At 67.3% G+C, this 20,358-nt stretch carries 20 protein-coding genes; 12 read left to right on the top strand and 8 right to left on the bottom strand.

The genetic code is table 11. The annotated features are described in order from the left end of the window. The first annotated feature begins 98 nt into the window (after positions 1 to 98). The 8 genes from AC5P76_RS07785 to AC5P76_RS07750 all read left to right on the top strand — a co-directional run bounded on the left by AC5P76_RS07785 (position 99) and on the right by AC5P76_RS07750 (position 7,867). Positions 99 to 1,025 carry a phosphoribosylaminoimidazolesuccinocarboxamide synthase gene (locus tag AC5P76_RS07785; RefSeq protein ID WP_180875581.1) on the top strand — a complete coding sequence of 309 codons (927 nt, stop codon included), beginning with the start codon at positions 99 to 101 and terminating at the stop codon, positions 1,023 to 1,025. Between the two features lie 117 nt (positions 1,026 to 1,142). Continuing rightward, positions 1,143 to 1,628 carry an Mpo1 family 2-hydroxy fatty acid dioxygenase gene (locus tag AC5P76_RS07780; protein WP_053515557.1) on the top strand — a complete coding sequence of 162 codons (486 nt, stop codon included), beginning with the start codon at positions 1,143 to 1,145 and terminating at the stop codon, positions 1,626 to 1,628. Between the two features lie 331 nt (positions 1,629 to 1,959). Next, positions 1,960 to 4,788, top strand: coding sequence for a monovalent cation/H+ antiporter subunit A (locus AC5P76_RS07775; protein ID WP_253119307.1), 2,829 nt, complete (start codon positions 1,960 to 1,962; stop codon positions 4,786 to 4,788). Beyond that, complete coding sequence (locus tag AC5P76_RS07770) at positions 4,788 to 5,165, top strand: Na+/H+ antiporter subunit C (protein ID WP_053515553.1); 378 nt, start codon at positions 4,788 to 4,790, stop codon at positions 5,163 to 5,165. The genes AC5P76_RS07775 and AC5P76_RS07770 overlap by 1 nt, the downstream gene beginning before the upstream one ends. Then, entirely contained in the window at positions 5,162 to 6,697 is a 1,536-nt protein-coding gene (locus AC5P76_RS07765; protein ID WP_053515551.1) for a monovalent cation/H+ antiporter subunit D, read from the top strand. The genes AC5P76_RS07770 and AC5P76_RS07765 overlap by 4 nt, the downstream gene beginning before the upstream one ends. Then, positions 6,694 to 7,200 (top strand): Na+/H+ antiporter subunit E, encoded by a 507-nt coding sequence (locus tag AC5P76_RS07760; RefSeq protein WP_180875583.1) that lies wholly within the window; start codon positions 6,694 to 6,696, stop codon positions 7,198 to 7,200. Before AC5P76_RS07765 ends, AC5P76_RS07760 begins: the two co-directional genes overlap by 4 nt. Beyond that, positions 7,197 to 7,481 carry a K+/H+ antiporter subunit F gene (locus AC5P76_RS07755; protein ID WP_053515548.1) on the top strand — a complete coding sequence of 95 codons (285 nt, stop codon included), beginning with the start codon at positions 7,197 to 7,199 and terminating at the stop codon, positions 7,479 to 7,481. The genes AC5P76_RS07760 and AC5P76_RS07755 overlap by 4 nt, the downstream gene beginning before the upstream one ends. Next, positions 7,478 to 7,867 carry a Na+/H+ antiporter subunit G gene (locus tag AC5P76_RS07750; RefSeq protein WP_053515546.1) on the top strand — a complete coding sequence of 130 codons (390 nt, stop codon included), beginning with the start codon at positions 7,478 to 7,480 and terminating at the stop codon, positions 7,865 to 7,867. The genes AC5P76_RS07755 and AC5P76_RS07750 overlap by 4 nt, the downstream gene beginning before the upstream one ends. 64 nt (positions 7,868 to 7,931) lie before the next feature. Here AC5P76_RS07750 and AC5P76_RS07745 read toward each other — a convergent pair whose 3' ends face one another. Both AC5P76_RS07745 and AC5P76_RS07740 read right to left on the bottom strand, forming a co-directional pair. Next, positions 7,932 to 8,897 (bottom strand): sodium:calcium antiporter, encoded by a 966-nt coding sequence (locus AC5P76_RS07745; protein WP_053515544.1) that lies wholly within the window; start codon positions 8,895 to 8,897, stop codon positions 7,932 to 7,934. A gap of 73 nt (positions 8,898 to 8,970) precedes the next feature. Then, complete coding sequence (locus tag AC5P76_RS07740; protein ID WP_053515542.1) at positions 8,971 to 9,627, bottom strand: hypothetical protein; 657 nt, start codon at positions 9,625 to 9,627, stop codon at positions 8,971 to 8,973. 121 nt (positions 9,628 to 9,748) lie between these two features. Between AC5P76_RS07740 and AC5P76_RS07735 the strand changes: the two genes are divergently transcribed. Continuing rightward, positions 9,749 to 10,273 carry a hypothetical protein gene (locus tag AC5P76_RS07735; RefSeq protein WP_065181524.1) on the top strand — a complete coding sequence of 175 codons (525 nt, stop codon included), beginning with the start codon at positions 9,749 to 9,751 and terminating at the stop codon, positions 10,271 to 10,273. 3 nt (positions 10,274 to 10,276) lie between these two features. On the opposite strand, the gene hmgA is transcribed toward AC5P76_RS07735, so the two are convergent. Both hmgA and hppD read right to left on the bottom strand, forming a co-directional pair. Then, positions 10,277 to 11,575: a homogentisate 1,2-dioxygenase gene (hmgA, locus tag AC5P76_RS07730; protein ID WP_065174368.1), complete on the bottom strand. Its 1,299-nt coding sequence runs from the start codon at positions 11,573 to 11,575 to the stop codon at positions 10,277 to 10,279. Positions 11,576 to 11,658: 83 nt separating this feature from the next. After that, entirely contained in the window at positions 11,659 to 12,771 is a 1,113-nt protein-coding gene (gene hppD, locus AC5P76_RS07725) for a 4-hydroxyphenylpyruvate dioxygenase (RefSeq protein WP_495222718.1), read from the bottom strand. 129 nt (positions 12,772 to 12,900) lie between these two features. On the opposite strand from hppD, the gene AC5P76_RS07720 reads away from it, so the two are divergent. Continuing rightward, a complete protein-coding gene (locus AC5P76_RS07720) occupies positions 12,901 to 13,395 on the top strand; it encodes a MarR family winged helix-turn-helix transcriptional regulator (protein WP_065174367.1) in 495 nt (164 codons plus the stop codon). A gap of 43 nt (positions 13,396 to 13,438) precedes the next feature. On the opposite strand, the gene AC5P76_RS07715 is transcribed toward AC5P76_RS07720, so the two are convergent. The 4 genes from AC5P76_RS07715 to AC5P76_RS07700 all read right to left on the bottom strand — a co-directional run bounded on the left by AC5P76_RS07715 (position 13,439) and on the right by AC5P76_RS07700 (position 17,880). Beyond that, positions 13,439 to 14,578, bottom strand: coding sequence for a hypothetical protein (locus AC5P76_RS07715; protein WP_253119309.1), 1,140 nt, complete (start codon positions 14,576 to 14,578; stop codon positions 13,439 to 13,441). A 131-nt stretch (positions 14,579 to 14,709) separates the two neighbouring features. Then, a complete protein-coding gene (locus AC5P76_RS07710) occupies positions 14,710 to 15,309 on the bottom strand; it encodes a thioredoxin family protein (RefSeq protein ID WP_495222717.1) in 600 nt (199 codons plus the stop codon). Positions 15,310 to 15,325: 16 nt separating this feature from the next. After that, on the bottom strand, positions 15,326 to 16,825 hold the full coding sequence (locus AC5P76_RS07705; RefSeq protein WP_053519850.1) for a peptide MFS transporter: 1,500 nt from the start codon (positions 16,823 to 16,825) through the stop codon (positions 15,326 to 15,328). A gap of 179 nt (positions 16,826 to 17,004) precedes the next feature. Next, positions 17,005 to 17,880 carry a tryptophan 2,3-dioxygenase gene (locus tag AC5P76_RS07700; protein ID WP_053519851.1) on the bottom strand — a complete coding sequence of 292 codons (876 nt, stop codon included), beginning with the start codon at positions 17,878 to 17,880 and terminating at the stop codon, positions 17,005 to 17,007. A 335-nt stretch (positions 17,881 to 18,215) separates the two neighbouring features. On the opposite strand from AC5P76_RS07700, the gene pdhA reads away from it, so the two are divergent. Both pdhA and AC5P76_RS07690 read left to right on the top strand, forming a co-directional pair. Further along, positions 18,216 to 19,298, top strand: coding sequence for a pyruvate dehydrogenase (acetyl-transferring) E1 component subunit alpha (gene pdhA, locus AC5P76_RS07695; RefSeq protein ID WP_053519852.1), 1,083 nt, complete (start codon positions 18,216 to 18,218; stop codon positions 19,296 to 19,298). Then, complete coding sequence (locus tag AC5P76_RS07690) at positions 19,291 to 20,358, top strand: alpha-ketoacid dehydrogenase subunit beta (protein WP_053519853.1); 1,068 nt, start codon at positions 19,291 to 19,293, stop codon at positions 20,356 to 20,358. The genes pdhA and AC5P76_RS07690 overlap by 8 nt, the downstream gene beginning before the upstream one ends.

The following is a 20,358-nucleotide window of genomic DNA, read 5'->3' as shown; positions in this document are numbered from 1 at the left end:
CACAGCGGGCCCGGACGGCTTTACACTAGGCCGCCCGCTGGTCAGCGGGCCCGCCGGGTCCGTTGGGCAGCCGTATCGACAACGCCCCAGGAGTGCCCGTGCCAACCACGCTGTTGCAATCCGATCTCCCCGGCCTGCCCTTGCGCCACCGCGGCAAGGTGCGTGATGTGTTCGATATCCCGCGCGAGCGGCTGCCTGCAGGGACCCCGCCGGGCGACTACCTGCTGATGGTCGCCACCGATCGCCTGTCGGCGTTCGACGTGGTGCTGCCCGACCCGATCCCCGGCAAGGGCGAAATGCTCTGCCAGGTCTCCAATTTCTGGTTCGCCAAGACCGCGCACCTGATGCCCAATCACCTGACCGGCATCGACGTGGCCAGCGTGCTGCCCGAAGGCGTGGACCCGGCGCTGTACGCCCGGCGCGCCGTGGTCACCCGCAAGCTGAAGCCGGTGCCGGTGGAAGCGATCGCCCGCGGCTACCTGATCGGCAGCGGCTGGAAGGACTACCAGCGCACCGGCAAGGTCAGCGGCATCGACCTGCCCGATCGGCTGCGCCAGGCCGAGCAGCTGCCCGAACCGATCTTCACCCCCTCGACCAAGGCCGCGGTGGGCGACCATGACGAGAACATCGATTTCGATGCGATGGTGCGGCAGGTCGGCGCCGAACTGGCCGAGCGCGTGCGCGATGCCACCCTGCGCATCTACAAGTTCGCCGCCGATTACGCCCGCGAGCGCGGCATCATCCTGGCCGACACCAAGTTCGAGTTCGGCACCGATGCCGACGGCCGCCTGTACATCATGGACGAGATGCTGACGCCGGATTCATCGCGTTACTGGCCGGCCGACGAGTACGAAGTGGGCACCAGCCCGCCCAGCTACGACAAGCAGTTCGTGCGCGATTACCTGGAGACGCTGGACTGGGGCAAGACCGCCCCGGGCCCGAACATCCCGGCGGAGATCATCGAGCGCACCCGCGCCAAGTACGCCGAGGCGCTGCAGCGTTTGGCCGGGATCAGCGTCGACTGATCCCCTGCGCCCCCGGTCGCAGCGACCGGGGGCGTCCTGCCCGGCAGCGCCCAGGGTGGCGCTGTGCGAAGGCGCCCGGGAGTATGCTGTCGGCCTCACCGGAGGAAGCGAAGAAGCATGCAGACCACCACCGAGCTCGCGCGGCCGATCGACCGCTACTTCGCCAGCTACTCCGACGATCACCGCAATACGATCAACCAGCGCATCCACGTGGTCGCGGTACCGGCCATCCTGTGGTCGGCCGTGGCCCTGCTGTGGTGCCTGCCCCCCCTGATCACCTGGTTCCAGTACGGCATCTGGTCGGCGTTCGCGATGTTCAGTGCCTGGTGCTTCTACAACAAGCTGTCGCGTCCGCTGGGCATCGGCATGCTCATCCAGTTCTTCGTGTTCGGCTGCCTGTGCCGCCTGCTGGAGGCCGAGATCGGCCTGCACAACCTGTTCTGGCTGGCGGTGACGGTGTTCGTCGTGGCCTGGATCGCGCAGTTCATCGGGCACAAGTTCGAGGGCCGCAAGCCCAGCTTCCTGACCGACCTGACTTACCTGCTGATCGGCCCGGCCTGGGTGATGGCCAAGCTCTATCGCAGGCTCGACTGGCGTTACTGACACGCCTCCGGGCGAGCGTCACCCTCGCTTCCTGAACGGGCGGGTTTCCTCACCTGCGGTCCACCGTCGGCCTGCCAGCCTGCACGCTCTGCCCCTCTGCCGGGGCGTCTGTCGCAGCGGCAGCCCCTGTGCGACAGGGCCTGCGGTCGCCGTGCGCGGGCGTAGGGTGCAGCTGGCCGCAGCCCTTGGCCGGCACCGCGGAGCAGATGCTGCACTGCAAAAAAATGAATCAGCGAACGTTACAGGCAATTGATCGCCGTTCGATGGCTTTCGGCGACATTTCGCAGCCTGTTATCCTCACTGACCTGCTCGTGAATCATGGATTCCCTGCATGCTCCCCAGCCTGCCTCTGCTGCTGGCCCTGCCGTTCCTGATGGCAGCGGCTGTTGCGGCCTTCCCCCGTAGTTCGCGCTCGACTGCTGCCTGGCTGGCGGCGCTGGCGCCGTTGGGCGGCTTGGCCATTCTCGGCTGGCTCACCCCGGCGGTGCTCGACGGCCAGATCGTCCGCACCCTGCTGCCCTGGCTGCCGCAGATCGGCCTGGACTTCCATCTGCGGCTGGACGGCCTGGCCTGGATGTTTGCCGGCCTGGTGCTGGGCATCGGCGCGCTGGTGGTGCTGTACGCGCGGTACTACCTCAGTGCGCAGGACAACGCCCACCGCTTCTACTGCTACCTGCTGCTGTTCATGGGCGCCATGCTCGGCATGGTGCTGTCGGGCAACCTGCTGTTGCTGATGATCTTCTGGGAAATGACCAGCATCAGCTCGTTCCTGCTGATCGGCTTCTGGTCGCATCGCCAGGACGCGCGCGAGGGCGCACGCATGGCGCTGGTGATCACCGGCGGCGGCGGGCTGGCCCTGCTCGGTGGCGTGCTGCTGATCGGGCGCATCGTCGGCAGCTTCGACCTGGATGTGGTGCTGGCGGCCGGTGAACAGATCCGCGCCAGCGCGCTGTATCCCTATGCCCTGTTCCTGGTGCTGGCCGGCATCTTCACCAAGAGCGCGCAGTTCCCGTTCCATTTCTGGTTGCCGCATGCGATGGCGGCGCCGACACCGGTCTCGGCCTACCTGCACTCGGCCACCATGGTCAAAGCAGGCGTGTTCCTGCTGGCGCGCCTGCATCCGGCACTGGCCGGCAGCGACCTGTTCTTCTATACGGTGAGCGGCATCGGCGCGCTCACCCTGCTGATCGGCGCCTGGAACGCGATCTTCCAGCACGACCTGAAAGGGCTGCTGGCGTATTCGACGATCTCCCACCTGGGCCTGATCACCCTGCTGTTCGGCCTGTCCACGCCGATGGCGGTGGTCGCCGGCGTGTTCCACATCCTCAACCACGCCACCTTCAAGGCCTCGCTGTTCATGGCCGCCGGCATCATCGACCATGAGACCGGCACCCGCGACATGCGCAAGCTGGGCGGACTGCGGAAACTGATGCCCTTCACCAGCGCACTGGCGATCATCGCCTCGCTGGCCATGGCCGGCATTCCGCTGCTCAACGGCTTCCTGTCCAAGGAAATGCTGTTCGCCGAGGCGATCAGCGCCGGCGGCACCGAGACCATGCGCATGGCGGTGTCGATTGCGGCGTTGCTGGCCGGCGTGTTCGGCGTGGCCTACAGCCTGCGCTTCGTGCACGACACCTTCTTCGGCCCCGGCCCGCACGGGCTGGACCGCGTTCCCCATGAACCGCCGCGCTGGATGAAGGTACCGGTGGAACTGCTGGTGGTGGTCTGCGTGGCAGTCGGCATCGCGCCCGCGCTGACGGTGGCGCCGGTCCTGCATTCCGCTGCCGCCTCCATCCTCGGCAGCGCCATGCCCGAGTACAGCCTGTCGGTATGGCATGGCTTCAACCTGCCGCTGGCGATGAGCGCGATCGGCGTGGTGGGCGGTATCGCCCTGTACTTCGGCCTGCGCAAGCTGATCAACCTGCATGCCGTGACCAATACCACCACCGGCCGCAACGTGTTCCATGCGCAGCTGGATGCGGTTTCCGCACTGGCCATGCGCCTGACCAACGGCATTGCCAACGGCAGCCTGCAGCGGATGCTGCTGGGCCTGGTGCTGGTCGCGATCGTGGTGGCCGCCGCGCCGTTCGTGGCGAACCCGGCGTCCCCGAACTGGACCGCGCCGCAGCCGATTCCACTGCTGGGCTGGGCGTTGTGGCTGGTGATGATGGGCTGCGCGATCGCCACCCTGCGCGTGTACAAGCAGCGCCTGCTGGCGGTGCTGCTGGTGGGCGGCGTCGGCCTGATGGTGGCGCTGACCTTCGTGTTCCTGTCGGCACCGGATCTGGCACTGACCCAGCTGCTGGTGGAGATGGTGACCCTGGTCCTGATGCTGCTGGGGATGAACTATCTGCCCGCGCAGTCCGGACCGGAGCGGCCGCGCTGGCGCAAGCGCCGCGACGCGCTGATCGCGGTCATCGCCGGTTCCGGTCTCGGCGCGCTGGCCTATACCGCGATGACCCTGCCGCCGAACACCATGGCCGGTGAGCTGGTGGCGCGTGCCCTGCCCGAAGCGTATGGCCAGAACGTGGTCAACGTGATCCTGGTCGACTTCCGCGGCTTTGATACCTTCGGCGAGATCACGGTGTTCGGCATCGCCGCGCTGGTGGTGCACGCGCTGCTGCGCCGCACGCGGATGGCCCCGGAGCAGATCATGCCCGGGCCGCCGATCAAGCTGCCGGTACCGGCCGACCTGGCGCAGATCATGTTCCCGCTGACGCTGACGGTCTCCATCTTCCTGTTCCTGCGCGGTCACAACGCCCCGGGCGGCGGGTTCATCGCCGGCCTGGTACTGGCGGTGCCGCTGCTGATCCAGTACGTAATCCAGGGTACGGCATCGGTGGAGTCGCGCTTCGGCTTCGACTACATCCGGTGCATCGGCACCGGCCTGCTGATCGCCCTGCTCAGTGGCAGTGCTTCGATGCTGTTCGGCGTGCCGTTCCTGACCAGCGGGCACCTCGACCTGCACCTGCCGCTGATCGGCGACGTGCCGCTGGCCAGCGCGATCGGCTTCGACATCGGCGTGTACCTGGTGGTGTTCGGTGGCGCCATGCTGATGCTGTCGATGATGGGCACGGTCAAGCCCTCTCGAACCCGCACCGCCCGCAAGGGCGAGATCGATCTGCAACGCCGTTCGGCCCGCACCGGGGAGATGCACTGATGGAACTGGCCCTGGCCACCGCGATCGGCGTGCTGACCGCCATCGGCGTGTACCTGCTGCTGCGGGCGCGCAGCTTCGACGTGATCCTTGGCATGACCTTCCTGTCCTACGCCACCAACCTGCTGATCTTTGCCGGTGGGCGCCTGGTGCAGGGCAAGGCACCGGTGCTGCAGGAAGGCGTGGAGAGCCACCTGGGCAACTACACCGACCCGTTGCCGCAGGCGCTGGTACTGACGGCCATCGTGATCGCCTTCGCGATGACCGCAGTGAGCATCGTGCTGGCCATGCGCAGCCGCAGCGACAACCACAGCGACCACGTGGACGCGCACGAGCCCGATGACGATGCGCCGCCGCGCCAGGGCGAGGACCGCGCATGAACCATCTGGTGATCCTGCCGATCCTGGTTCCCCTGCTCGGCGCCGCACTGTCACTGTTCGTCGAGCATCGCCGCTATGGTCCGAAGGTACAGCGGACCGTGGCCTGGACGGCACTGGCGGCCCTGGCCGTGGTGGTCGGGCTGCTGTTCGCCGATACGGCAGGCGGTGACATCCGCGTCTACCTGCTGGGTGACTGGCCCTCGCGCCTGGGCATCGCGCTGGTGGCCGACCGGCTGTCGGCGTGGATGCTGCTGACCACCCTGCTGCTGGCCATCCCCTGCCTGCTGCATGCCTGCTCGGGCTGGGACCGGCGCGCGCCGCACTTCCATGCGCTGTTCCAGTTCCAGCTGGTCGGCCTCAACGGTGCGTTCCTCACCGGCGACATCTTCAACCTGTTCGTGTTCTTCGAGGTGATGCTGATCGCTTCCTACGGCCTGCTGCTGAGCGGCGGCCGTGGCCTGCGCATGCGCATCGGCCTGCACTACGTGGTGTTCAATGTCACCGCATCGACGCTGTTCCTGATCGCACTCGGCCTGCTGTACGCCTCGCTCGGCTCGTTGAACATGGCGGAGCTGTCGCAGCGCATCGCCGAGGTTCCGCCGGCACAGCTGACCCTGGTGAAGGCCACGATGGGCCTGCTGCTGCTGGTGTTCTGCGCCAAGGCCGCCCTGATGCCGCTGTACCTTTGGCTGCCCGAATCGTACGCGCGCGCACCTGCTGCGGTCGCTGCGCTGTTTGCGATCATGACCAAGGTCGGCCTGTACGCCGTGCTGCGCGTGCAGATGCTGTGGTTCGGCGAGGACGCCGGCGCGATGGCCGGATACGGACGCGACTGGCTGCTGTGGGCCGGCGTGGCCACGCTGGTACTGGGCGGCCTGGGCGCGCTGGCCGCCGCGCGCCTGCGCGTGCTGATCTCCTACCTGGTGATCGTCTCGGCCGCGACCCTGTTCATTGCCTTCTCGGTGGGCACGCCGAAGGTGCTCTCCGCCGGTCTGTACTATCTGCCACACAGCAGTTTCGTCGCTGCCGCGCTGTTCCTGGTGGCCGACCTGATCCGGCGCCGACGCGGCGGTGCCAGCGACCGCAAGGAAGTGATCGCACCGATGCCGGGCAAGGAAACGCCGGCGGTACTGTTCCTGATCGGCGCCGTGTCGGTCGCCGGACTTCCGCCGCTGTCGGGCTTCCTGGCCAAGGCCGCCCTGCTGGCCGGGATGCCGGCGCAGTACACCGGCGCGGTATGGACGGCCGTGCTGGTCAGCAGCCTGCTGGTCATCATGGGCCTGACCCGAGGAGGCATCCGCCTGTTCTGGCGCGTGCCGCTGCCCGAGCCGGACGCGCCGCCGCCCCGCAAGGCCAAGCTGCGCAGGGTCGAGCTGTTCGCTGCCTGCATCCTGCTGGCCTACGGCATCGGCATGACCCTGGCCGCCGCCCCGCTGATGCGCCATACCGACGCCACCGCCGCCCAGCTGCTGCAGCCGGGCGAGTACGTGCAGCAGTTGCGCGCGACCACACCGGAGATCCGCCAGCCATGACCGCGCAACGCCCCCTGTTCCGCCGCCTGGTACCGTCGCCCGCACTGAGCATGATGGTGGTGGCGTTCTGGCTGCTGATGTCCGACAGCTTCAACCTTGGCCAGATCCTGCTGGGCCTTGTGCTGGGCGTGGTCGTGCCGCTGTTCGCCGCGCGCCTGGATCGCGAGTTCGCCCGCATCGGTACGTTGCGCCCGGTACCGAAGCTGCTGTGCGTCACCCTGTGGGACATCCTGATGTCCAACATCCGGGTGGCCCTGCAGGTGCTCGGCCCGGAGAAGAACATCCATCCGGGCTTCATCTGGCTGCCGCTGGACATCGCCAACATCCACGGCATCGCCGCGCTGACCAGCATGATCACCCTGACCCCGGGTACGGTGTCGGCGGCACTCAGCGACGACCGCAGGTTCCTGCTGGTGCACGTGCTGCACCTGGAGGATCCACAGGCGCTGATCGACACGATCAAGCAACGTTACGAAGCCCCGTTGATGGAGATCTTCCCATGACCGGTTTTGAAGTCATCCAGACCACCCTGGTGGTATGCATGCACGTGGTCGGACTGGCCATGCTGCTGGCGACCTGGCGCCTGCTGCGCGGCCCGAGCGTGCCCGACCGCATCCTCGCCCTGGACACACTTTCAGTGACTGCCATCGCCGAACTGATGCTGTTCGGCATGTACCTCAACTCGCCGATCTACTTCGAGGCCGCACTGGTGATCGCCATGCTCGGCTTCGGCAGCACCGTGGTGCTGAGCAAGTTCGTGCTGCGCCGGGACATCGTCGAATGATCACCGCGATCCAGATCGGCCTGTCGGTCCTGCTGCTGTTCGGCTGCTTCTTCATCCTGGTCGGTGCGCTGGGCCTGGTGAAGCTGTCGACCTTCTTCAAGCGGCTGCATGCGCCGACCAAGGCCAGCACGCTGGGCGTGGGCTGCGTGCTGGTGTGTTCGGTCTGCTACCACATCTTCCTCGGCCAGGATCCGCAGCCGCGCGAGCTGCTGATCACCGTCTTCCTGTTCATCACCGCGCCGATCAGCGCGCACATGATGGCCAAGGCCGCGTTGTCGCTGCTGATGGAAACCCGTCCTACCCTGCCCGGCAACGAACGGGCTGCCGAAGAGCAGCTGCCGCCGCCGGAGCCGGCGCGGAAAGAAGAGCAGAGCCCGACACGCTGATCACACGGCTCCCCGCATCCACTCAGGGCGGGGATCTGCTGCCGAGCCGTGCATGGGCTCGGCGCTACAGTGCCGGTGCACCCACCAGCAGCAGTTCCAATACGAACCAGCCGACGAACGCCACCAGCAGGATCACGCCTTCGCCACGGCTGATCTTCAGGTCGCCACGCAGCATCGGATACAGCACCAGGGCAAAGGCCAGCAGCGCGGGCAGTTCCAGGCGCACGAACGATGCCGGCAGGGCCAGCGGCTGCAGCGCCGCCATCGCGCCGATCACCAGCAGCAGATTGACCGCGCTGGAGCCGAGCACGTGGCCCAGCACCATGTCGCCATGGCCACGCCGCGCAGCGGCGATGGCGGTGGCCACCTCCGGCAAGGCCGTGCCGATCGCAAGCGGCAGCAGGCCGACCAGCAGCGGCGTCCATCCAAGTGCGACGCCGAAGTCGGCCGCCGCGCCAACGACCAGCCGCGCCCCCCAGTAAAGGGCCACCACGGCCACCAGCACACGCAGCACATTCAACGGCAGGCTGGTGCGGCTCAGCGCCGATCGTGCGATGGCCGCCTGCACATCGGCGGTTTCACTGCGGCCACGGCGCATCAGCACGGCCTGCATGACGACGAAGCCGGCCAGCAGCACGACACCTTCCCAGCGCGCGAGGCGGCCATCCAGCCCGAACAGGATCAACAGAACGCCGGCCCCCAGCAGCGACCACCAGAGCACGGCCTGCAGGCGCGCGCGCAGCAGCAACGGGGCCGCGATCGCCGCGATCGCCAGGGTCAGGCCCAGGTTGGCGATGCTGCTGCCCACCGCGTTGCCCAGCGCCAGTTCCGGCTGGCCCACGGCCAGCGCGCGGGCGTTGACCACCAGCTCCGGCATCGACGTCGCCACGCCGAGCAGCAGCAGACCCGCCGTGAACGGGCGGGCACCGAAGCGCTGGGCCAGGCCGGAAACGGCCTTGACGATGGAGTCTCCGCCGAGCCCCAGCAGCAGCAGGCCAAGCAGAAACCAGGCGATGGCAATGGCGATCATCGAGCACTCCCCCAGCGGTCGTCGCGCGATTCTACGCTTGGCCCGGCCGCGAGGCTGGGCGCTGCATCAAGGATCAGCCACAACCTTCGGTGTAATCGACCTGCGGGGTCTGGCCGACCCGCCACGCGCTGACCCGGCCGTCGGGCCCCAGGGCGAAATCGATCACCGCCGCACCTTCCTGCGCCGGACGCACGCGCAGGTGCTGGGCCTTGTCGTCGTACTTGTCGGGACCGACATCGGCACGCTCCGGATACAGCACCTGCAACTCGCCCAGGGTCATGCCGACCCTGCCGCCGCCCGGCGCGGTGATGGCGGCGCTGCGCACGTCATAGCGGACCAGCTTGCGGCCTTCGATCATCAGGCGTGGGTCATCGGCCTGCTGCGGACGCAGGAAATAGCAGTCCTCGTTGCCGTCGTCGGCCGGCAATGGCCTGCCTGCCGCATCGCTGCCCAGCCCCTGCAGCGGCGCGCCGAAGCCGCTGCGCACCTCGGCGATGCCCGCACCCAGCGCCACCCCGCCGAAACCGTCCAGGCGCGCGGGGCTGTCGGCGCGGGCATCGTTGGCCGGCCGTGACGCCAGGTCCGGATCGGCCGATTGTGCCGGGCCGGTGGCGCTGGCGGTCTCGGCCGGCGAGTCGCTGCCGCTGCCGGCCGCTCCCTGTTTGTCCGAACCACCGCCACAGGCGGTCAGGGACAGCAGCATCAGACCAGCCAATGGCAGCAGCTTCATCGGTATCGCTCCAGGAGGGATGGGCGGACGCTACCGCAGGCCGCGTGCAGGCGCTGCATTGTCATCGCTGTTTCATCGCCTTCGTTCAGGCTCGGCGTGCACCGTCCTGGCTGTCCCATCCATGCAACCGCGCAAGACCGATCTCGCCCGAACCGCGCTGCAGGCGCACCGCGCGCCGCTGGACATGCGCCAGCGCCGGCTGCTCATCCTGTGCGATGGCCAGCGCAGCGTCACCGAGCTGAGCGGGCTGATGGGCCAGGAGACGCCGGCCATGCTGATCCAGCTGATCCATGCCGGCTATCTGGAAACCGACGCCCCGCCTCCCGCGGTGGCGGTATCCGGGCCCACCCCTGCCCGGCCGCAGGCACCCGCGACCGCGGCCACGCCGATCGAGCGGCGTCGCTCGCTGGTCGCCTCACGGATCTATGTACTGGGCATCCTGGAGCTGCAGCGGCATCCGCAGGCAGCGGCGCTGTTCCGCGACCTGCAGCAGGCACGTGCGCAGACCGATGTGCTGCGGGTGCTGCACTCGGCGTTGCAGGTACTGCCCGCGCTGACCTCCGAAGGCTACTGCGAACGCGTACGGCAGCGGCTGCTGGAAGTCCTGCCGCTGGAGCACTGCGACGCCTTCACCGACGCCGCGTGAGGCTCACCGGAAGTTGTTGCGCAGCCCTGCCCAGCACTGCTGGTAATCGGCCTGCCGGTGCCCGGCATCAAGCGCCTGGGCGGTCGGGCGGATCACCGCGCGGGTCTCGAACATGAAGGCCATGGTGTCCTTGACCACGTCGGGCCTGGACAGATCGGCACTGGAGGCCCTGTCGAAGGTCGGTGCATCCGGTCCGTGGCCGCTCATGCAGTTGTGCAGGGAGGCGCCGCCCGGCACGAAGCCTTCGGCCTTGGCATCGTAGGCACCGTGCACCAGGCCCATGAACTCGCTGGCGATGTTGCGGTGGAACCACGGTGGCCGGAAGGTGTTCTGCGCCACCAGCCAGCGCGGCGGGAAGATGGCGAAATCCATGTTGCTGGTCCCTGCTGTGTCGCTGGGCGAATGCAGTACCAGGAAGATCGACGGGTCCGGGTGGTCGTAGCTGATCGAACCGAGGGTGTTGAAGCGGCGCAGATCGTAGCGGTACGGCGCGTAATTGCCGTGCCAGGCGACCACGTCCAGCGGCGAATGGTCGATCGGCGCGCGCCACAGGCGTCCTTCGAACTTGGCGATCAGTTCGAACTCACCGTCGAGGTCCTCGAAGGCCGCATGCGGGGTTTCAAAGTCGCGCGGATTGGCCAGGCCGTTGGCGCCGATCGGCCCCAGATCGGGTAGTTTCAGCAGGGCGCCGTAGTTCTCGCAGATGTAGCCCCGGCTCGGGCCATCAGGCAGCTCGACGCGGAAGCGCACGCCACGCGGAATCACCGCGATCTGCTGCGGTTCGATCTCGATCACGCCCAGCTCGGTCAGCAGGCGCAGGCCACCCAGCTGGGGCACGATCAGCAGTTCGCCGTCGGCATCGTAGAAGTAGCGGCCAACCATGTCCCGGTTCGCGGCATACAGATGAATGCCGACGCCGGCGTGGGCATCCGGCGAACCATTGCCGCCCATGGTGTACAGCCCTTCGACGAAGTCGGTGGGAAGTTCCGGCAGCGGCAGCGGGCTCCAGCGCAGCTGGTTCGGCGAGGCCGGCTGCGAGCCGAAATCGCACTGCAGGCGCGATTGCGCGAACGGGGTGAACTCACCATGGGTCACCGCCGGGCGGATCCGGTACAGCCAGCTGCGCCGGTTGCTGCCGCGCGGCGCGGTGAAGGCGGTGCCGGACAGCTGCTCGGCATACAGGCCATGGGCCACCTTCTGCGGCGAGTTCTGCCCGACCGGCAGCGCGCCGGCCACGGCTTCGGTGGCGAATTCGTTGCCGAAACCGGACTGGTAGCCACGGGCGGTGATGGAGGTGGACATGGGGGCTCCTGGAACGGCAAGGCCGGAACGGAAAGCCGCCGGGCATGGCCCGGCGCTACCGCTGAGGGTGCAGGTCTGAAACGTTACAGCACGCCGCGGCGGATCTGGTCGCGCTCGATGCTCTCGAACAGCGCAGTGAAGTTGCCTTCGCCGAAACCTTCATTGCCCTTGCGCTGGATGATCTCGAAGAAGATCGGGCCGATGCAGTTCTGGGTGAAGATCTGCAGCAGCTTGCGCTGGTGGGTTTCCGGATCGGCGTCGATCAGGATCTTGTTCTTCGCCAGGCGCGGCACGTCCTCGCCATGGTTCGGCACGCGCTGGTCGATCACGTCGAAGTAGGTGTCCGGTGTGTCGAGGAAATCCACACCCTGCGCACGCATCGCCTCGACGGTCTCGTAGATGTTCTCGGTGAAGCAGGCGATGTGCTGGATGCCCTCTCCCTTGTAGGCATCCAGGTATTCGTTGATCTGGCTCTTCGGATCGGACGATTCGTTGAGCGGAATGCGCACGATGCCGTCCGGCGCGGTCATGGCCTTGGACACCAGGCCGGTCTTCAGGCCCTTGATGTCGAAGTAGCGGATCTCGCGGAAGTTGAACAGCCGCTCGTAGTAGTCCGACCACTGCTGCATGTTGCCGAAGTACAGGTTGTGGGTCAGGTGGTCGATGAAGGTCAGGCCGAAGCCCACCGGATGCTGATCGACGCCGGCGATCGGCTCGTAGTCGCCGTCGTAGATGCTGCCGGCGCTGCCATAGCGGTCGACCAGGTACAGCATGCAGTCACCGATGCCCTTGATGACCGGCGCGCCGACCGCCTTGCTGTGCGGCTTGAAGCCGATGGCCTCGGCACCGTTGCCCAGCGCGGTCTGGTAGACCTCCTGGCCCGGCTTCTTGAAGCGGATGGCGAAGCCGCAGGCGCACGGACCATGCTTTTCGGCGAAGTCGGCAGCGAACGAATCCGGGTCTTCATTGACCAGGAAGTTGACGTCGCCCTGGCGATAGACGGTAATCGGACGCTGCTTGTGCCTGAGCACCGCCGTGAAGCCCATCCTGCGGAAGTAGTCGTGCAGCTCCTGGCCGCGGCCGGCCGGGGCAGCAAACTCGACGAACTCGAAACCATCGATGCCCATCGGGTTCTCGAAGGTGGTGACCTGCATGCCCGGATTGGGATGCGAGGAGGGCTGGACTGCGGTATTCATGGCGGGGCTCCGAATCGGTACCGCATCGGTACAAACCAGGTGCGGGCAGGTAACGACCCGGCGAGAATGCAGGGTCTGGACCCAACCCTTATAGTTACACTTGAAACCACCAGCAAGGTGCACCGCAACATGAGCCCCGCCGATCCCGCTTCGACACGCCTGCGTGCATCGCACGTCCTGCTCGACCTGGAACAGTTCCTGCCCTACCGGCTGAGCGTGCTGTCCAACCGGGTCAGCGGCAACATCGCCAAGCTGTACGGTGATCGCTACGGTCTGGCCATTCCGGAATGGCGGGTCATCACCATCCTGGCGCTGTATCCCGGGTCGTCGGCCAGCGAGGTCTCCGACCGCACGGCGATGGACAAGGTGGCGGTCAGCCGCGCGGTGGCGCGCCTGCTCGAGCGTGGCTTCATCAAGCGCGAGACCCATGGCGACGACCGTCGCCGCTCGGTCCTGGCCCTGTCGGCAGCGGGCTTCGAGGTGTACGAGACCATCGCGCCGCTGGTGATCGAGATCACCCGCAAGTTGATGTCGGTGCTGAGCGAGGAGGAGGAACAGCTGCTGGAAACGCTGATCCTGCGCCTGGCGGGCGATGGCCTGGAACGGATGGGCGAAGGCGTCTGAGGCGTGCCGCCGGGGCTCGGCCCCGGTCTCAGGACAGCACGGTTCAGCTCAGGTGCTTGCGCCGCGCATGGATCCACGGCACTGCGAGTGCCCCGATCGCGCCACCGGCAAAGCCCAGCGACGCGGCAACCGTGGCCGCTTCGACCGCCCCCGGCAGGGCCAGCGCGGCAGCCACCAGCAGCAGGGACGGCACGCCGACGAAGGTGCCGAGGAAGAAATGCCAGCGCGGCGACCACGTGTTGAGCTGCAGCAGGCTGACCGGTTGCCATGCTTCGCCGGCTGCGTCTTCGGCCATCTTCGCCACCACCTTGCCCAGATCCACCTCGGGCAGCGCGCGTCCCTGGCGCGCGGTCGCCAGCGCCTCGGCAACGGCGTCCACGGGCGGGAACGCGGACGGCCATGGCACCGGTGCGGGCACCCCGTACGCCGTCAACAGCGGCACGCTCAGCCATGGCGCGACCAGTGGACGCATGCGACGGCGAGCGTGCACGCACCAGACCTGCGACTGGCCATGCGCGACCACGCTGTACAGCGCCAGCTCGGTGGCCGCCGGATAGCCCAGCATGGTCACCCGCGCGGCCAGGCTGTCCTGCCCCACGGCACGCAGGAAGCCCGCGCGGCTGCGCCCCTCCTGCATCCACGCCACGCCCAGCGCCCCGACCAGAAAGGCTTCGGCCACGTCCCTGCCGCCCGCAGTGGCGCGTTCGTCACTGGCCAGGTACCACGCCAGCGACTTCGGTTCGGCCACATCCGGCAGGCCCCAACGGCTGTCGTCGCCCAGCACATGACGCACCGGCAGGCGTGCGGCCGCGGTCTCGCCACGTTCTCCCGGCTGCAGGAACGGCAGCACGCCCTGGATGAAGTTGGACAGCTCGATGGCGCGTACGCCGTTGCCCTGCCATTCCGGCGGCAGCAGGCCGGCCAGTTGGCCCTGCGACGCCAGCGCATCGAGTCGCGATTTCTGTTCCACCAGCGTCTGCACCGCGCCCTTCAGCACGACGTTGTCAGGCAGTGCGATCTGCGGCAGGCGATGGTGCGGCGGGGCCGCTTCGGGGGCACTGTCGCCGATGCCGACGTCATCCAGCAGTGCGTCCCGTGCCGGCAGGGTCACGCCCTCGCCAGCACCACCCTCGCCCAGGCTGCTGGCAGGGTCGGGCAATCGTTCGGCGTGGTCGCTGTGCATGGGCGTTCCGGTAGGGTGCGTCGACGTCGGGTCGACCGGGAGCCTTGCCGGTAACGGCGTGCGTGCGATGAAATTGAGGCGGCGATGCTGGGAATGTGACGGCGCGCGCATCCGCCGGGCATGGCCCGGCGCTACCGATCAGGCGCCCACTGCTTGAGGAAGGCCATCACCTGCGCCGGCAGGTAGGTCTCGCCCCTGCGCATTGCCGCCGTTGCCTGCGGTGCCAGCAGGGTGCCGTCGGCATCGAGCACCAGCAGGTAGGGGTAGTCGCGGCCCGTCTCCGGGAACTGGCCGAGGAAAGCGCTGTTGGGCTTCTCGTCGCTCTCATTGACCTTCACCCACACGTAGTGGGCATCGCGGAAACGGCGCAGGTCGCCATCCCCCTCCACGATCTGGTCCAGCGCATGACAGCGGTCGCAGCCGGCGTTGCCGACCTCGAGGATGATGCGCTTCTTGCCACGCTGGGCTTCCACCTTGGCGGTGGCCAGATCGTCGGCGGGGTCGCGGGCCGGGTCGAACTGTGCACTGAGCCCGGCGATGGCGGCGATATCCGCCGCCACCGGGGTGTTGCCCGAGGCCACCGGTTCGCTGGGGTCAGCGACCGGTGGCTCGGTGGGACGGGTATCCAGTGGCTGCGTCGGCCCGGTGGCGGCGGGTGGCGGGGGTTGCGAACACGCGCCGATCAGCGCCGCACAGACCATCCCCATCGCACCACCGAGCTTCGTACGCATGCCAGCTACCCTCTCATCACTTGACGCCGTGCATCAGCTTGTTGATCAGCGGGGCAATCAGGAACAGCACCACGCCGGAACCGATCAGGGCCCAGAAGCCGAAGGTATACCCCTTCAGTGCCGAATCGATCGTCATGCCGCCTTCACCACTGACGGCGCCGGCGAAGATGCCCGACAGGTTGTTGCCGATGCCGGTGGACAGGAACCAGCCACCCATGCCGAAGCCGACCAGGCGGACCGGGGCCAGCTTGGTCACCATCGACAGGCCGATCGGCGACAGGCACAGCTCACCGACGGACTGGATGACGTAGACCATGAACAGGGTCCAGAACGGGATCTTGCCGTCCACGACCATCTGCGACAGGGCAAACATCAGCAGGGCGAAGGCCGCGCCGTTGAACAGCAGGCCCAGGCCGAACTTGCGCGGGATGGACGGATTGGCGCGACCCAGGGCCACCCAGATCCAGGCGATCAGCGGCGCCAGGGTGATGATGGCCACCGAGTTCACCGACTGGAACCACGCGGTCGGGAAGGTCCAGTTGCCGAAGTCACGGTTGACGATGTTCTCGGCCAGGAAGGTGAACGAGCTGCCGGCCTGTTCGAAGAACATCCAGAACATGACGTTGAACGCGAAGATGATCAGCATGGCGATCACGCGGTCGCGCTGCACCTTGCCCTCGCGGATGCCTTCGACCAGCAGCAGCACGGCCAGCGCAGCGAACATCACGCCCAGGATCCAGGCCAGCGCGGTGGCGCCGGTCGCCAGCAGGAAGTAGGCGACCGGGATGGCGACCAGCGCGCCCACCAGCACCATCACGATGCGACCGAAGCCTTCGGCACCGGCCGGCGGTGCGCCGATGCCCTTCAGGCCGGCCCGGCCGATGTAGAACCACACCAGCGAGATCAGCATGCCCACGCCGGAGGCGATGAACACGACCTTGTACGACGGCATTTCCGAAGTGCCGAACACCTTGCGGGCCAGGTACTCGGTCAGCACCGGGGCGATCATCGCGCCGATGTTGATGCCCATGTAGAAGATGGTGAAGCCCGAATCGCGGCGCTCGTCCTTCAGGCCATACAGCTTGCCGACCATGGTGGAGATGTTCGGCTTGAACAGGCCGTTGCCCACGATGATCGTGGCCAGGCCGAGCTTGAACAGATGCTCTTCCGGCAGCGAGATCATGAACAGGCCGGCCGCCATGATGATCGCGCCGGTCAGGATCGAGCGCTGGTAGCCCAGCACCCGGTCGGCCACGTAACCGCCGAAGATCGCCGCCGCGTACACCAGCGCCAGGTAGGCACCGTAGATGCGGCTGGCATCGCCCTCGCCGGCGGCGTTGCCGTTGTAGAACTGGGCGACGATGTACAGCACCAAGGCCCAGCGGATGCCGTAGAACGCAAAGCGTTCCCAGAACTCGGTCATGAACAGCATCCACAGCGGGCGCGGGTGGCCCAGCGTGGTCTTGAAGTCCGGCAGCGCCGGCTCCGGGGTGTTCGCAGTGGCGTTTACGCTCATGCGGGATTCCTGGTTCGGTGGATGACGAGCACGTCCGATGTGCAATGGAGCAACGCGCGAGGATCACCGACTTGTGGCGTTCACGTCAAATACACGCCGTTTGAGGCAGGTGCCCGCCTGCTCGCTGAACTTGCATCTGAAACGATCCAGCCGCCGGCCGGGATCCGGATGAATGGGGATCAGCCCAGCTCCGGCGGGGGCGCGGCCTGCAGCGTGGTCCGCACCTGGAACAGCTCGGGGAAGAAGGTCAGCTCCAGCGCCTGGCGCAGGAAGCCGACCCCGGACGAGCCTCCGGTACCGCGCTTGAAGCCGATCACCCGCATCACCGTACGCATGTGGCGGAACCGCCAGAGCTGGAAGGCCGTCTCCAGGTCCACCAGGTCCTCGCACAGCGAATACTCGCGCCAGTAGCGGTCGGTGTCCTGGTAGATGCGCTCGAAGACCGGCTGCAGGGCGTCGTCGGCCACATGCGGCTGGGTCCAGTCGTGGGTCTCGTACATCGCCGGCACGGCGTGGCCGAAGCGGGCCAGGTACTTCAGGAATTCCTCGTACAGGCTGGGTGCCTCCAGCACGCTCCGCAGCTGCGCCTGCCCGGCCGGATCATGCTCGAACACCTGCAGCATCTGCGCGTTCTTGTTGCCCAGCAGGAACTCGATGTAGCGGTACTGCAGCGACTGGAATCCCGAGGAAGGCCCCAGCACGTCGCGGAAGCCCATGTACTCGGACGGGGTCAGGGTTTCCAGCACCGACCACTGCTCGGTGAGCTGGCGCAGCACCTGCTTGCTGCGGGCCAGCACCTTGCGGCACTGCCAGACTTCATCGCGCTGCAGGAAGCCGATGGCCGCGCCAAGCTCGTGCCCCAGCAGCTTCAACCACAGCTCCGACGTCTGGTGCTGGATGATGAAGAGCATCTCGTCGTGGTGCGGCGGGTTGGACAGCGGCTGCTGGGCACTGAGCAGCTGGTCCAGCCGCAGGTAGCCGCCGTAGGTCAGCCGGCCGTGCAGGTCGGTGTGGATGCCGGCTTCGAGATCGCGTTGGTTGTTGTCGACGGACATGGGCGGGACCAGATCGGGGGCGGCAAGGGTAGCGCGTTGCCGCCGCGCTGGCAGCCGGAGGGTCCATACCGGGCCGTGCGGTGAGCCGTGGATCACCCGGCAATGACGGGCCCGCGCGTGGAACCGTTTGCGACGTTGCGCCGGCAGTCAGCCGGAGGCGTATTCTGATGCTATGCAGCAACGACTGAATACGTTGTTGTTATTGGCCCTCCACCCGCCGGCAGGGGTACAACGGGGAATCGCCGTGTTGCGCCGCAGGAAGGCTATTTCGTACGCGTTCCTTAACATGGCGATTCATATCATTTGTAACTTCTCTGTCGAAGGTGCAGTACGCGATGACGGTTGCCGCTGAATTCAAGATCGAATACCTGCAGTATCTGGATGCGGACGGCACGCTCGTCCGCGACGACCTGCCCGAATCCCTGAAGGATCCGCGCGTCCTGGTGCCGCTGTTCAAGCAGATGCTGTACGTACGCACGTTCGACAGCAAATCCATCGCCCTGCAGCGCACCGGCAAGCTGGGTACCTATGCCGCCTGCCTGGGTCACGAGGCGGCGCACGTGGGCATCGGCGCCGGCATGCGCGAAGGCGACGTGCTCGGCCCGAGCTACCGCGAGTACGGCGCGATGTTCATGCGTGGCGTGCGCCCGTACGACGTGCTGATGTACTGGGGCGGCGACGAGCGCGGCAACGACTTCACCGGCAATGCGGTGAAGGACTTCCCGTTCTGCGTGCCGATTTCCACGCAGTGCCTGCACGCTGCGGGCGCCGCGCTGAAGTTCAAGCTCAACAACGAGCAGCAGGTCGCGGTGGCGGTGTGTGGCGATGGCGGCAGCTCGAAGACCGACTTCTATGCCGCACTGAACTCTGCCGGTGCCTACAAGCTGCCGCTGATCCTGTGCATCGTCAACAACGGCTGGGCCATCTCGGTGCCGCGCTCGGCGCAGACCGGCGCCGAAACGCTGGCACAGAAGGGCCTGGCTGGCGGCCTGCACTGCCTGCAGGTGGACGGCAACGATCTGATCGCGGTGCTGGCAGCGATGGAACAGGCGCGCGAGCGCGGCCTCGCCGGCGAAGGCGGCACCGTGCTGGAACTGATGACCTACCGCCTGTCCGACCACACCACCGCCGACGACGCGCGCCGCTACCGCGACGACGCCGAAGTGAAGGATGCCTGGACCCGTGAGCCGATGCTGCGCCTGCGCAAGTACCTCACCGCCCAGGGCGTGTGGAGCGAGGATGAAGAAAAGGCCTGGGTGGAGCAGTGCGGCGCCAGGGTCGACGAGGAAGTGAACCAGTACCTCAATACCCCGGTGCAGCCGGTCGAGGCGATGTTCGACTACCTGTATGCCGATCCGCCGCCGGATCTTCTGGCCCAGCGCGCGGCCGCCATTGCCCTGGAGCAGCGCCATGGATGACATCAAGACGGGCGCTTCCGCTTCCCAGGCCAATGCCGCCGACAGCGCTGCTGTCGCCGGTGGAGACATCGCAATGACCGCTACCCCCATCACCCTGATCGAAGCCATCACCCAGGCGCTGGCCTGGGAGCTGGAACACGACCCGTCGGTGCTGGTGCTGGGCGAGGACGTGGGCGTCAACGGCGGCGTGTTCCGCGCCACCGCCGGCCTGCAGCAGCGCTTCGGTGCGCAGCGCATCCTCGACACCCCGCTGGATGAAACGACCATCGCCGGCCTCACCGTCGGCCTGGCCGCGCAGGGCATGAAGCCGGTGGCCGAAGCCCAGTTCGATGGCTTCGTCTACCCGATGGTCGACCACATCATCTGCCACGCCGCGCGCCTGCGCACCCGTACCCGTGGCCGCCTGCACTGCCCGATGGTGCTGCGCGTGCCGTGGGGCGGTGGCATCCGTGCGCCGGAACACCACAGCGAAGCCAACGAATCGATCTTCACCAACGTGCCGGGCCTGCGCGTGGTGCTGCCGTCCAGCCCGCAGCGCGCCTATGGCCTGCTGCTGGCCGCCATGCGCGATCCCGATCCGGTGATCTACATGGAGCCCAAGCGCATCTACCGCCAGTACAAGGAAGTGGTCGTCAACGACGGCGAAGCCCTGCCGCTGGACGTGTGCTTCGTGCTGCGCGACGGCACCGACGTGACCCTGGTCGCCTGGGGTGCGCAGGTGAAGGAAGCGCTGGAAGCGGCCGACAAGCTGGCTGGCGAGGGCATCAGTGCCGAAGTCATCGACGTGGCCACGCTGCGTCCGCTGGACTTCGCCACCATCGCCGAGTCGGTGTCCAAGACCGGCCGCTGCGTGATCGTGCAGGAGGCCCCGAAGACCGCGGGCTTCGGTGCGGAAATCGCCGCGCGCCTGGCCGAGGAATCGATGTACGACCTGCTGGCCCCGGTCGAGCGCGTTACCGGCTACGACACCCACATTCCGCTGTTCCGCCTGGAGATGAAGTACCTGCCGAGCGTGGACCGGATCGTGACCGCGGCCAAGCGCGCGGTGGCGGCAGGCTGA

The sequence above is a fragment of the Stenotrophomonas sp. YJH_SMC_36 genome, assembly GCF_059369935.1.
The sequence above is the reverse complement of the archived record's forward strand: the minus strand, read 5'-3'. Positions and strand labels throughout refer to the sequence as shown.